Source organism: Exiguobacterium sp. s5 (genome assembly GCF_018618075.1).
Lineage (GTDB): Bacteria > Bacillota > Bacilli > Exiguobacteriales > Exiguobacteriaceae > Exiguobacterium > Exiguobacterium mexicanum_A.
The window spans coordinates 300,046-313,169 of record NZ_JACSLK010000002.1 but is presented as its reverse complement, the minus strand read 5'-3'; the positions used below and the strand labels follow the sequence as shown (position 1 = coordinate 313,169).

Genomic DNA, 13,124 nt, shown 5'->3' with positions numbered 1-13,124 from the left:
AAATATTCAGAAAATTAAAGAAAAAGTAAGATGTTATCGTCCGACGAAACGCCATGCTTCACGATTCAGAAAGGGGACATCGCAATGAAGAAAAAATCGATTTTGCTCATGATGACACTCATCTTGGCACTCGGTTCAGTGCTCGCCGCTTGCTCGACTGGCGGAGACTCTGACGGCGGTTCGTCTTCGAACGGAGAAAAAGTTCTCCGCTTGACGGACACGTCTGATATTACAACGGCTGACCCGGCGCTCGCGACGGACGCAGTCGCGTTCAACTTGATCGCCAACACGATGGAAGGTCTTTACCGTCTGGATCAAGACGGGAATGCCGTTCCTGCAATCGCCGAAGGAGAACCAAAAGTGAACGAAGACGAAACGGTCTACACGTTCACACTCCGCGACGCGGAATGGTCTAACGGCGAACCTGTCACAGCGAACGACTTCGTCTACGCTTGGCAACGCGCTGTGGATCCAGAAACTGGTTCACAATACGCGTACATCATGAACACAGTAAAAAATGCTGAAGCCATCAACACAGGAGATCTTCCAAAAGAAGACCTCGGGGTGAAAGCAATCGATGAGAAGACGCTTGAAGTCACACTCGAGCGTCCGGACCCATCATTCATCTCGCTCACATCGTTCGGTACATTCACACCGATCAACGAAGCGTTCGCTACTGAAAAGGGTGCGGATTTCTCAACGACTCCAGAGAACCACATTTACAACGGTCCATTCACATGGTCGGAGTGGGATCGTGAGCAAGGGTACGTGTTGACGAAAAACGACGCGTACTGGGATGCTGAAAACGTCGCCTTGGAAAAAGTAGACGTACGTGTCGTCAAAGACACATCGACAGTCGTCAACTTGTATGAAGCAGGAGAAGTCGACTACGCCGGCCTTTCATCTGAACAAGTTGCTGCTTTCCAAGAGAACGACGACTATAACACAGGCCTTCGTTCAAGCGTCGGTTACTTCAAGTTCAACCATGAAGATGAAGTCTTCGCTGACGTCAATGCCCGTAAAGCAATCGCTCGTGCGGTCGACCCAGCCGGAATCATCGACCAACTCTTGAACAACGGTTCAATCGCCACGACTTCGTTCATCCCGAAAGACTTCATCAAGTATGAAGACGGCACGGATTACACGGAAGGCGTGACGCACTTTGAAACGAACGCTGACGAAGCGGCATCACTTTGGGAAGAAGCGACTGGCGGCGAAGCTGCTACAATCGAACTTCTCTCATTCGACAGCGAAGTATCGAAACAAATCTCAGAGTACATGAAAGGCCAAATCGAATCGAACTTGCCGAACGTGACCGTGAACATCTCACAACAACCGTTCAACAACAAGCTCGAGCTCGAAGCGAACGGAGAGTACCAAATGTCATTCGCCCTTTGGGGACCTGACTATCAAGATCCGCTCACAAACCTTGGCATCTTCACGTCTGACAACGGTCAAAACGACATCAACTACAAGTCTGCTGCCTACGACAAGTTGATTGATGAAGCATCTGCTGAAACAGCAATCGATGCCCGTTATGACAAATTTAAAGAAGCAGAGACGCTCTTGATCGAGCAAGACCAAGCCATCATGCCGATTTACCAAGCTGGTGTCGCTTACTTGCTCCGTCCAAACGTCGAAAACTTCAACCGTCAACTATTCGGTGCTGATTACCAGTACAAATACGTCGATATCAACTAAATGAGAAGGGGGCATGCAACGTGCATGTCCCCCCTTTTCTAAAAAAAATCCTGAAATGAGAGAAAATACTATTCAAATGTTTTGTTGGTAAAGTATAATGTAGTAACAGTGAAAATTCAGAATACTTTACAAACTAAGGATTCTTCAATTTTCATGTGCTGTGCTAAGAGCCTTGAGATGACGTTTGACCTATTCTTTCAGAAAATTCCTTTCATTTTGTGAATTCAAGAAAAGGGTAATATGTCATAGTGACGCTGTTGGTGCAAGCATAGACACATTAGAAAAACAGGGGGTATTTATTTATGGGACGTTATATTCTGCAACGGCTGACTTACGGCCTCATCACGTTCTTCTTGATTGCGACGTTCACGTTTTTCCTGATGGACCTGCTTCCAGGTTCGCCGTACCAAAACCAGGAGAAATTGACTGAATCACAAATTCAACTCTTGAACGATCGTTACGGACTCAATGATCCACTTCCAGTTCGTTATGCGACTTACTTAGGGAACCTTGTGCAAGGTGACCTCGGCGTATCGTTCCGTACGGCCAACCGGCCAGTGACGGATTTGATTATGGAACGGATCGGACCTTCAGCTCAACTAGGGATTCAAGCGCTCGTCCTCGGGACGTTTGTCGGATTGCTCCTCGGGATTGTTGCGGCCATCCGTCATAACACGTACATCGACTATGGTTCAATGTTCGTATCGGTAATCGGGATTTCTGTCCCATCATTCGTATTTGCAGCCCTCCTTCAGTACTATGTAGGGGTTAAGTTGCAAATCCTCCCTGTCGCGTTCTGGGATTCACCGGCTCATACGATTTTGCCGACCATCTCGCTCTCGCTCGGTGTCACGGCGGCGATCGCTCGTTTCGTCCGGACCGAGATGCTAGAAGTGACCGGACAAGATTATGTCACGCTCGCTAAGGCGAAAGGATTGACCGGAAACGCCATCGTTTGGAAACACATGGTGCGTAACGCGATGATTCCTGCCATCACAATTCTCGGACCAATGACGGCCGGCCTGTTGACAGGTACGTTCGTTATCGAAAAGATCTTTGCGGTTCCGGGACTTGGTGAGTTGTTCGTTACATCAATTACGTTGAATGATTACTCGGTCATCATGGGCACAACGCTCTTCTTCTCGGCCTTGTTCATTATTATCATTCTACTTGTCGACTTGCTCTACGGAGTCGTTGACCCACGTATTCGTCTTGGGGGGGATAACTGATGATTGAAAATAAAAAGAATTTCGAGCAGTTCGACCAAGACATGTTCCAACGTGTCGAGATGAATGAACAGCTCGGTGAACGTATTGCCGGTAAAAGTTTGAACTTCTGGCAAGACGCTTGGATGCGCCTAAAGAAAAACAAAGCCGCCATCCTCTCGTTGTCAGTCATTGTCATTCTCGTTTTGCTCGCGTTGTTCGGTCCGATGCTTTCAGGCCGTGACGCTTATGAACAAAACATCTCACAAGCAAAACTTCCACCTAAAGTCACTGGACTTGAGTGGGCAGGGTTTGATGGGATGGCCAACCTCGGTGGACGCGACATCGATTTCTATGAACAGAAAAATGTCGAAGAGAACTTCTGGTTCGGTACGGACTACCTCGGCCGTGATCTTTGGTCACGTGTTTGGGAAGGAACGCGCATCTCGCTCTTCATCGGTTTGATGGCTGCGATCATTGATACGGTCATCGGTGTCGCATACGGTGGGATTTCGGCTTACTTCGGTGGCCGCACAGATAACATCATGCAGCGGATCGTTGAAATTTTGACAGGTGTTCCGAACTTGATTTTGATCATCTTGTTCATCTTGATCTTTGACCCAGGGGTGTTCACGATCATCCTCGCGATGACGATCACCGGCTGGATTGGGATGAGTCGACTCGTCCGCGGTCAAATCTTGAAACTTAAAAACCAAGAGTTCGTCTTGGCAGCTCGTACGCTCGGTGCTTCAAGTAACCGTTTGATCTTCAAACACTTGATCCCGAACACGCTCGGCGCCATCATCATCACACTCATGTTCACGATTCCATCTGCCATCTTCTTCGAGGCGTTCCTCAGTTTCATCGGGATCGGACTTCAACCGCCACAAGCGTCACTTGGTACGTTGATCAACGACGGATACAAAGAGCTACGGACATTCCCGTACTTGCTCGTCATCCCGTCAGTCATCATCGTCTTGCTCATGGTCAGCTTCAACTTGCTCGCCGATGGCTTGCGTGATGCGTTTGACCCGAAAATGCGTAAATAATTATAGAAACAGGGGGACTCGTGAATGGAAACGATTTTATCTGTCCGAGACTTAGCGGTCTCGTTCCATACGTATGCTGGAACGGTACAAGCTGTTCGCAACGTATCGTTTGATTTGAAAAAAGGCGAGACGCTCGCCATCGTTGGTGAATCGGGTTCTGGTAAATCCGTCACTTCAAAAGCGATCATGCGTCTGATCCCGAACCCGCCAGGTGAAATCACGAATGGAGAAATCTTGTTCGAAGGTAAAGACTTGGCGAAGTTGTCGGAAAAAGAAATGTTGAAGATCCGTGGCCGTGATATCGCCATGATCTTCCAAGATCCAATGACATCACTCAACCCGACGATGACGATCTTCAAACAGATCGCTGAAGGATTGAAGCAACACCAAGGTCTTACGGGTGAGGATGCGAAGAAGCGTACGCTTGAATTGCTCACACTCGTCGGGATTCCAAACCCAGAAGCACGTCTTAAGCAATATCCGCACCAACTCTCAGGTGGTATGCGTCAACGGATCGTTATCGCGATCGCGCTCGCATGTAACCCTAAAGTATTGATCGCCGATGAGCCGACGACAGCTCTCGATGTAACGATTCAAGCTCAGATTTTGGAGCTTTTGAAAGACATCCAACAAAAGACCGGCACAGCGATTATCTTCATCACGCACGACCTCGGTGTCGTCGCGAACATGGCTGACCGTGTTGCCGTCATGTACGCTGGTAAAATCGTCGAGAAGGGAACGGTCGATGAGATCTTCTACGAGCCGCGTCACCCATACGCATGGGGACTGCTCGGATCGATGCCGCGCCCATCTGATGACCCGAACGAGGCGCTTCCGGCCATCCCAGGTACGCCGCCGAACTTGCTCGACCCGCCAAAAGGCGATGCGTTCGCACCACGTAACCCGTATGCGATGAAGATCGACTTTGAAAAAGAACCACCGATGTTCCAAATTAGCGACACGCACTATGCGGCAAGTTGGTTATTGCACCCGCAAGCACCGCAAGTGAGCCCGCCGAAAGCAATCCGTGACCTTGCACTCAAGTATCGTCCGGACAGCGCGTTCGCCAAATCGATTTTGAAAGGTGGTGCTGAATAATGGAACGCGAGAAATTACTCGAAGTAAAAGACCTGAAGCAGCACTTTAAAATTGGCCGAGGCCGCGTCGTTAAAGCGGTCGATGGCATCTCGTTTGATATCTACAAAGGTGAAGTACTCGGTCTCGTAGGGGAGTCAGGTTGTGGGAAATCGACGACAGGTCGTACCATCATCGGTCTTTATGACGCGACGGACGGTGACGTCGTCTTCAAAGGCGAAAACGTTCATGGCAAGAAGTCGAAAGCGGAGAAGTTGAAATTCAACCGGGCCATGCAAATGATCTTCCAAGATCCTTACGCATCGCTCAACCCGCGGATGACGGTCGCTGATATCATCGCTGAAGGCATTGATATCCACGGCCTTGCCAAGACGAAAGAAGACCGGATGAACCGTGTCTATGACCTTCTCGAAACGGTCGGTCTTACGAAAGAGCACGCGAGCCGTTACCCGCACGAATTCTCGGGCGGTCAACGTCAGCGGATCGGGATTGCCCGCGCTCTCGCGGTTGAACCAGACTTCATCATCGCCGATGAGCCAATCTCGGCTCTCGACGTATCGATCCAAGCTCAGGTCGTCAACTTGATGAAAGAATTGCAACGCGACCGTGATTTGACGTACTTGTTCATCGCCCACGATTTGTCGATGGTCAAGTATATCTCAGACCGGATCGGTGTCATGTATCAAGGTCACCTCGTCGAACTCGCTCCAGCAGCGCGTTTGTATGAGAACCCGATTCACGCCTATACGAAGTCGCTTCTCTCGGCGATCCCGCTTCCGGATCCAGAGCATGAGCGCACACGTAAGCGGATCGTGTATGAGTCGAAGTCACTCGGTGCCGTCGGACGTTCGGATGAGGATTCAAGCATCCCACCGCTCCGTGAAGTCGAGCCAGGCCATTACGTCTCATTGACAGACGAAGAATACGAAGCGTATAAAGCGCAACTCGTATAATTAGAAAGTCCCGAATCCAACCGGATTCGGGACTTTTTTGAACGCAAAGAAAAACACCATCCAAGGACGGTGTCAGGCGTTTGAGATGCGTGGCAAGTTCGAGAGCCGTTCGACGACCGCGTCAATCAGGCGGACACGGGCAAGGGCATCTTCGATTTCCATCGTCTCATAGTGATGCAGTCCGCCAGGTTGTTCCACGTACGTATCCGCATCATGGACGAGCTGTTGGAGTGGGGTACGTTGAATCCGGTTAGGCGGGAGATAGGAATCGGTATGAAGCAAAATCATGACCGAGATCTCTTTCGCGCGCGCCGGGTCTTCCCCGAGACGAATCAATAGCTTATGGGCGCGTTCGGCCCCTTTAATGGCATGAATGTCGTTTTGACGGTATAAATCGTAGTTCCATTTGCCTTCGGTGTACCATTCGTAGTGACCGATGTCATGGAGCAGAGCGGCTTTCGTCGCTAAATCCGTATCAAGCCCTCGTCGCGTCGCCAATTCGAGAGCGCGTTCACACACGTCGACGGCGTGTTTCAGACCGGAACGGGTCAAATATTTTTGGGTGACCGGATGTTGCATAATCGTCTCTAGCGTAATTCTCATATTCGCTCTCCTCCTTGGTGATTTCAAAGGTTATTTCTATTAACTATACGGGAATTGAAAAAGAAAAGCAAATTTGGAACGTGTGAAATGATGAAAATCTTCGAGATTGTTCAACCATTTTCATAAGAATGTGCTATAATTTAATTGTAGATTAGTGCAAGTTCAAGATTTTCAGATTCAGTAACGGTCGGTGGGTCGAGTCCTTATGGCGTTGGGGGTGAGAGACCATGAAAGAGCGTGACAAAGTATTGCAACAGAAAAAGAAACTTCTGAAGGAAGTCCTCAAGAAGAAATTGAAAGACCTACAAGTGAAGCCTGGCAAAGAGACGGTATCACAACCGGTTTCTCGAATGCCGGCGTCCTAGAACGGTCGATCAAGGGTCGCATTCTCCTGAATGCGTCCTCTTTTCTTACCCGAGTGAGAAAAGTTATCATTGAAGTTTCAATAAATAAGAATTATTATAATTAAGTGGACGAATTTTTGGGTATACAAATAGAGTCACTTGAAAAAGATGAACGAACACTTGATCAGGGAGGAACGAAAATGGTCACATTGTACACGTCTCCGAGCTGCACATCGTGCCGAAAAGCACGGGCATGGCTCGAGGAGCATGATATTCCATTCACGGAACGGAACATATTTTCAGAACCACTCTCACTCAATGAGATCAAACAAATCCTACGTATGACAGAAGATGGGACAGATGAAATCATCTCGACCCGATCTAAAGTTTTCTCGAAAATCGACGTATCGGTCGATGCGCTTTCACTCCAACAACTATATGATTTGATTCAAGAATATCCAGGATTGCTCCGCCGTCCGATTCTGATTGATGAAAAACGTCTTCAAGTCGGGTACAACGAAGATGAGATTCGTCGATTCTTGCCGCGCAAGGTCCGGACGTTCCAACTTCAAGAAGCGCAACGACTCGTCAACGAGTGAGGAAGCATACTGTCTAAGCAGTGTGCTTTTTATTATTCCGTTTTTCCGATAAAATAATAGTAACAACCCCATCATCAATAGATTGACACGTTAAAAAAAGGGTACTATGATAACAAGACAATTTCCCCTCTCCTCCTTAATTGTTGAAGTAGGAGTGAGGTGAGAAGGGAGTGGACAATCGTGAAAATTGAGCGCATCAACGACAACACCGTCAAATTTTTCATTACGTATGTCGATATCGAGAAACGCGGTTTCGCTCGTGATGAAATCTGGTATAACCGAGAACGTGGTGAGCAGCTGTTCTGGCAGATGATGGACGAAGCGCACGAACGAGAAGATATCTCGTTTGATGGTCCACTATGGATACAAGTACAAGCGTTTGAAAAAGGACTTGAAGTGACCGTGACGATCGCGAAAAATGTGATTGACTCTGAAGACGATTCTGAGCTTGGGTCACTGCTGCGCTCGGCAATCGATGAGGCGCGCGATCAGCAATCGGTGCTTGATCAATTGAGTGAACTTGATGAAATCGAAGCTGAGCCGGAGGCGTGGGCTCCGCTCGCCATGGAAACGGATGACTTTGAGGCGATCATCTCGCTCAGTAAACGAGCAGGAGAGGCGTTGAACAACGTCAACCTTAAGTTATTCCATTACGACAATCGGTATTACTTGTGGATTGACTTCCCAGACGAGATGGAACCGGAAGAAGAAGAGAACGTATTAAGTCTCTTAGCCGAGTATTTGACGTTCAGCACGCAGACGTTAGCGATGCTTGAAGAATACGGCAAGCTCATTCTCGACGGGGATGTCTTCTCAAAAGTCCGTCACTATTTCTAAACCCTAATCGCCTGTTCATGTGGACAGGCGATTTTTTTACCAATTTATACATATGAAGAGGTGTCGTGATGCTCAAGCGGATTCAATTAAAGTTGGAAGATAGCACCTGGTTCGTCCCGTTTTTATACGGAGTGGGAGGGATCACATTAACGTTCCTGACTCAATATTTTGGAAGCTTCTTTCGGGAGCTGTTACCGGAAATCATTTATTTAGACAAGGATTCAGCAGCTTCTGTCCTGTCTTCGTCGTTCACGAGCCTCATGACGATGATGACGTTCAGCTTTTCGACGATCCTCGTCGTCTTGACGACGTATTCGTCGCAGTTCTCGCCTCGGACGATCAATAACTTTTTGACGAACTCGGCGTCGAAGCATACACTCGGCCTGTTCATCATGACGACGGTGTACGGCATTACGAACTTGTTCCTTATCCGGACATCGGATGAAGACGTCGTACTCGCTTCAGGCATCAGTGTCCTGCTCGTCGTCAGCTCGATTTGGGCGTTCGTTAAATTCATTCAAACGATCAGCGTCTCGATTCAAGCGGAGCGCCTCTTATCGGCATTGCACCGCGAAGCGCTATCCGTCATTGAAAACCAGAGACGGGCGGTCGAAGAGGAAGACATGTATATCGTCCCGAAACGAACGGTGCACACGTTCGAAGGACAGGCGGTCTATGCCTCTCGAACGGGCTACGTCCAACTGTTCTCGAGCGAGAAGCAGGAGAGCCGTGACGTCGACTTCGAATCGGTCGTGGCCGTCGGGGACTTTGTAGCGGAAGGAGATATTCTCGGCTATTGGCTCGCAGAAGAAGCGCCCGATATCGACGTGTTCCAAATCGGTGAAATCCGTTCATCGATTCAAGACCCGGCGTTCGTCATCGAGAAGTTGAGTGAGATCGCGCTGAAAGGTGTCTCACCGGGCATCAATGATCCGAATACGGCGATTCACGCGATTCACTACATCGGCGATATTTTACGCGAACTGAGCCGATTGCCGGCAGGCGACTTTTTATTCTCCAACGACAAGAGCAATTGGCATGCCAAACGTAAAACGATGGAAGCGACATTGTTCGAGGCGTTCGCTCCTGTGAAGACGTATGCGAGTCACGACATTTTCGTGATGGCATCCGTCTTCGAGGCGATCCGAATCGCGCGGATTCAGGCACACGCCTCGCATGATGAAACGTTCGAGGACTTTATCGACTACTTTGAGGAAGCGCTCGACTTGGATGAGTTGCATCCACGAGAGAAAGCGTTCTTGACGAATCAGATGACGAAAGCACGGAAAATACGTGATTGACGAGAAAGGAAGGGGTCCGAGAAGACACCTTCCTTTCTGTGCATCATGAGAGGGTATAGCCCCCATCGACCGTAATGGCTTGGCCGTTGATATAGCTCGACGCCTCACTCAACAAGAAGGTCACGACCGGCGCCACTTCATCCGGTTTAGCGGCATGTCCCCGGAAATGATGGGTCATCGCCTCTTGGAACTTGGCTTCCCCGCCGTACAACTTGTGACTGAGCGGGGTGTCGACCGGACCGAAACAGACCGCATTGAAGCGGATTTTGCCTTTCATTCGATGGGCGAACGTCTTCGTCAAGGCGATGACGGCCGCTTTGGAGGCGGCGTATGGACCGAGCATCGGTGGGAATTTGACGTGGCCGACGATGGCAGCGTTGTTGACGACGCTCGCTCCATTCGCGAGGAGCGGGATAGCGCGTTGGATAAGTCGATTTGTCGCGAGCACGTTCAGTTCAAAGACGTCATCGAACGCGGACGCAGGCAACCGTTCTGGTGTCCCGGGGCGCCCGAACGTCGCCGCGTTATTGAATAGGCCGTCTAACGTGATGGCCCGGTCTTTGAGTTCGTCCATCATCGCCTCGATGTCGTCGGGTTGGGACAAATCGCATGCCATAAACGTGACGCGAGCGGATGCCGCCTCGATTTCTTCGCCTCGTGCCTCGTCTCGGCCGATGCCGATGACGTCATGTCCTTCCTCTGCTAACCGGAGGGCAACGGCCCGTCCAATCCCGCTCGTCGCTCCCGTAATCAAAAATGTGCCCATATTTCGTTCGCTCCCCTCAAAAGATGGCGTTAAGTTGTATAATTATGATAATACAAGATAGAAACGGGGTCAGTTTATAATATGTTGCGACGCATACAAGTCCTTTTATCCCTGATTTTGCTCGCAGGTCTCATTGCCGTATTATCATATTACTGGAGCTCCCAAGTGATCGGCTTGTTCTCGGTGCTCGTCTTTTTGACGACGTTCAGCATTTTGCTCGTCATCTTGCTCGAGAACCGCAATCCGCAACGGACGCTCATTTGGGCGATCGTCATGCTCGGCTTCCCGGTCGTCGGTCTGTTCGCTTATTTCGTGTTCGGTCAGAACTATCGCCGGAAGCGGATGTTCAAAGAGAAAGCGATGCTCGATGAAGAGACGTACCTCGCCTATCGGCAGAAGGCGATGACGTTGTCGCCGTCACTCATGTTCTCCCACGATGATTATGAGAAATTGCTCCATTTGACGTCGTCACTCAATCAATTACCCGTCTCATCGAACACGTATACGCAAGTGCTGACGAACGGGCAAGAAAAGTTTTCGAAACTGTTGCCCGCCTTGAAAGGGGCGACCCGCCACATCCATCTCGAATATTATATTTTCCGGGAAGATCGTATTTCTCGGGAAATTCAACGCATTTTGATCGACAAGGCGAGGGCGGGGGTCGAGGTCCGCTTCTTGTACGATGCCGTCGGCTCGATCCATACGAGCGGGACGTTCTTCGACGAGATGCGGCAAGCAGGCGTCCACGTCCAAGCCTTCTTCCCCGTCGTCTTACCGCTCGTGTCGAGCAAGACGAACTATCGGAACCACAGGAAGATTGTCGTCATCGACGGCACGGAGGCGTTCACCGGCGGGTTGAACGTCGGTGACGAGTATTTGGGCGAACATTCGAAGTTCGGCTTCTGGCGTGACACGCATCTGTACGTCAGAGGGGAAGGGGTGTCGGAACTGCAACTGATCTTCTTGCAGGACTGGTACTATATGACGGGCGAGCGCCTGTTCACTCCGTTTTATCTCGAACCGCTCGAGACGGTACGCAGCGCGAGCGGGGGTGTACAGATCGTGGCGAGCGGACCGGATGAACCGTATGAGACGATGAAGTCGATCTATTTCGCGCTGATCAACGCCGCGAAAAAATCGGTCTATATCTCTTCGCCGTATTTGATTCCCGATGAGGACATCATGAGCGCGCTCAAGACCGCCTCGCTATCCGGAATCGATGTCCGGATCGTGCTCCCGAGTTATCCGGACCATAAGATCGTGTTTTATGCGAGCCGGTCGTACTTCGAGGAGCTGCTCAGCGCCGGTGTGAAGATTTATCTGTATGAAGAAGGGTTCATGCACTCGAAAGTCATCGTCGTCGACGATGGGCTGGCGACAATCGGGACGGCGAACATGGACTTCAGGAGCTTCCACCTCAATTTCGAGGTGAATGCGCTCTTATACAACACGAATTCCGTCCATCAACTCAAGCAAGATCTCTATAAAGACTTTGAAGGGTCACACGAGTTGGAGTTGCAAGCGTTCTCGGAACGGTCATACTTCATCAAACTCGTCGAGTCATTGGCCCGAATGTTTTCACCACTACTATGAGGGGGAAGCGGGATGCGGTTTGCCATCGATCGGACAGGGGGGTATGTCGATGCCCTTACGTTAAGTCGGGGGCGGATCGAACCGTTTGCCCCTTTTGTGTGTCCAGAATGCGGGGAACGGGTCATCGTCAAGCAAGGTGTGAGGCGACGGCTTCATTTCGCACATGTCCATCCGTGTGGACGAGGCGAGTCGACGGGGCACCACGAAGACAAATGGGGTGTTCGGCAGTGGCTTCAGACACAAGGTTACGCCGTCGAACAAGAAGTCGTCATCGGCGCACGTCGTGCCGATTTGCTGGCCCGACGCGACGATACGAGGCTCGTCATCGAAATTCAGGCGTCGACGCTCACAATCGAGTCTTACGTCGAGCGGACGAGACATTATCGCGACAACGGACTCGATGTCGTCTGGCTGGCGAGCGGATTAGAACCTAGTGCTTGGCCTTCATTGCAGCCTTGGATGCGTCACGAACTGTTTAGACGGCATGGCCTCCTTGTCCCATGCAAGCAATCACTTTATCGTTTCATTGGCTTCCCGATATCGGTTCGACGTGGCGTTGGTCATTGGCAGACCGTATCGTCATTCTCGAGTTCGCCGTTCGAATGTTATTATCGTTTCGACGCCCAGCAATGGGTTCAACTCGTCCGGCGGCGCCGCATGACCCCGCCCTATCCGACACCGCAGTACCGCCGGCTCGTCTTGAACCGGTTGTATCCGATCGGAATGCTACCGTCTCTTATGCCGAGTTGCTGTTACTTGCCGTTATCCTCGCTTTGGGGCATCCACGTCCATCCGTTCACGTTTCAGACGGTGCTTTATTTGAATCGGCGTGAGCGTCCCGACGACTCCGTCGCATGGAGTATCGAAAAGACGTGCCGCCAGTTTGACGTGACCCCGACAAGCGACTTTCTCCAAGCGTTTGAAGTACAATGGAGACAACTCTTGAACGTGTTTGATATGACGGAGTCGGTGCGGGATTGGCACGTCCCAAAGACGCTAGAGACGGCCCTTCTCCACGATCTTCGATTATTTCAAGGGTTTCAGCGATTCATGGCGAAATCGTATACAAACTAGGAAA

The 13,124-nt window shown here is 50.3% G+C and carries 12 protein-coding genes; 10 read left to right on the top strand and 2 right to left on the bottom strand.

The genetic code is table 11. The features are described 5' to 3' along the window. Positions 1–84: 84 nt before the first annotated feature. From KNP60_RS05695 to KNP60_RS05675, 5 genes are all read left to right on the top strand, one after another. The gene (locus tag KNP60_RS05695; protein WP_214797070.1) at positions 85–1,701 is read left to right on the top strand and encodes a peptide ABC transporter substrate-binding protein; all 1,617 of its coding nucleotides are present in this window, start codon (positions 85–87) and stop codon (positions 1,699–1,701) included. A 302-nt stretch (positions 1,702–2,003) separates the two neighbouring features. Then, positions 2,004–2,930, top strand: a complete 927-nt coding sequence (gene opp3b / locus KNP60_RS05690) for an oligopeptide ABC transporter permease (protein WP_034776936.1) — start codon at positions 2,004–2,006, stop codon at positions 2,928–2,930. Continuing rightward, on the top strand, positions 2,930–3,955 hold the full coding sequence (opp3C, locus tag KNP60_RS05685) for an oligopeptide ABC transporter permease (protein ID WP_034776938.1): 1,026 nt from the start codon (positions 2,930–2,932) through the stop codon (positions 3,953–3,955). Before opp3b ends, opp3C begins: the two co-directional genes overlap by 1 nt. 24 nt (positions 3,956–3,979) lie before the next feature. Continuing rightward, positions 3,980–5,053 carry an ABC transporter ATP-binding protein gene (locus KNP60_RS05680; protein ID WP_034776940.1) on the top strand — a complete coding sequence of 358 codons (1,074 nt, stop codon included), beginning with the start codon at positions 3,980–3,982 and terminating at the stop codon, positions 5,051–5,053. Next, positions 5,053–6,003: an ABC transporter ATP-binding protein gene (locus KNP60_RS05675; protein WP_034776942.1), complete on the top strand. Its 951-nt coding sequence runs from the start codon at positions 5,053–5,055 to the stop codon at positions 6,001–6,003. The genes KNP60_RS05680 and KNP60_RS05675 overlap by 1 nt, the downstream gene beginning before the upstream one ends. Positions 6,004–6,075: 72 nt before the next feature. Here KNP60_RS05675 and KNP60_RS05670 read toward each other — a convergent pair whose 3' ends face one another. Further along, a complete protein-coding gene (locus KNP60_RS05670) occupies positions 6,076–6,606 on the bottom strand; it encodes an HD domain-containing protein (RefSeq protein ID WP_034776944.1) in 531 nt (176 codons plus the stop codon). 544 nt (positions 6,607–7,150) lie between these two features. On the opposite strand from KNP60_RS05670, the gene spxA reads away from it, so the two are divergent. From spxA to KNP60_RS05655, 3 genes are all read left to right on the top strand, one after another. Next, positions 7,151–7,549 carry a transcriptional regulator SpxA gene (gene spxA, locus KNP60_RS05665; protein ID WP_015881217.1) on the top strand — a complete coding sequence of 133 codons (399 nt, stop codon included), beginning with the start codon at positions 7,151–7,153 and terminating at the stop codon, positions 7,547–7,549. A 180-nt stretch (positions 7,550–7,729) separates the two neighbouring features. Continuing rightward, positions 7,730–8,386, top strand: a complete 657-nt coding sequence (gene mecA, locus KNP60_RS05660; protein WP_034776946.1) for an adaptor protein MecA — start codon at positions 7,730–7,732, stop codon at positions 8,384–8,386. A gap of 68 nt (positions 8,387–8,454) precedes the next feature. Beyond that, positions 8,455–9,687, top strand: a complete 1,233-nt coding sequence (locus KNP60_RS05655; protein ID WP_034776948.1) for a DUF2254 domain-containing protein — start codon at positions 8,455–8,457, stop codon at positions 9,685–9,687. Between the two features lie 43 nt (positions 9,688–9,730). Here the strand turns inward: KNP60_RS05655 and KNP60_RS05650 are convergent, their stop codons facing one another. Beyond that, entirely contained in the window at positions 9,731–10,453 is a 723-nt protein-coding gene (locus KNP60_RS05650; protein ID WP_034776950.1) for an SDR family NAD(P)-dependent oxidoreductase, read from the bottom strand. 81 nt (positions 10,454–10,534) lie between these two features. On the opposite strand from KNP60_RS05650, the gene cls reads away from it, so the two are divergent. Both cls and KNP60_RS05640 read left to right on the top strand, forming a co-directional pair. Then, the gene (gene cls, locus KNP60_RS05645; protein ID WP_034776952.1) at positions 10,535–12,046 is read left to right on the top strand and encodes a cardiolipin synthase; all 1,512 of its coding nucleotides are present in this window, start codon (positions 10,535–10,537) and stop codon (positions 12,044–12,046) included. 12 nt (positions 12,047–12,058) lie between these two features. After that, complete coding sequence (locus KNP60_RS05640; protein ID WP_214797069.1) at positions 12,059–13,120, top strand: competence protein CoiA; 1,062 nt, start codon at positions 12,059–12,061, stop codon at positions 13,118–13,120. Positions 13,121–13,124: the final 4 nt, after the last annotated feature.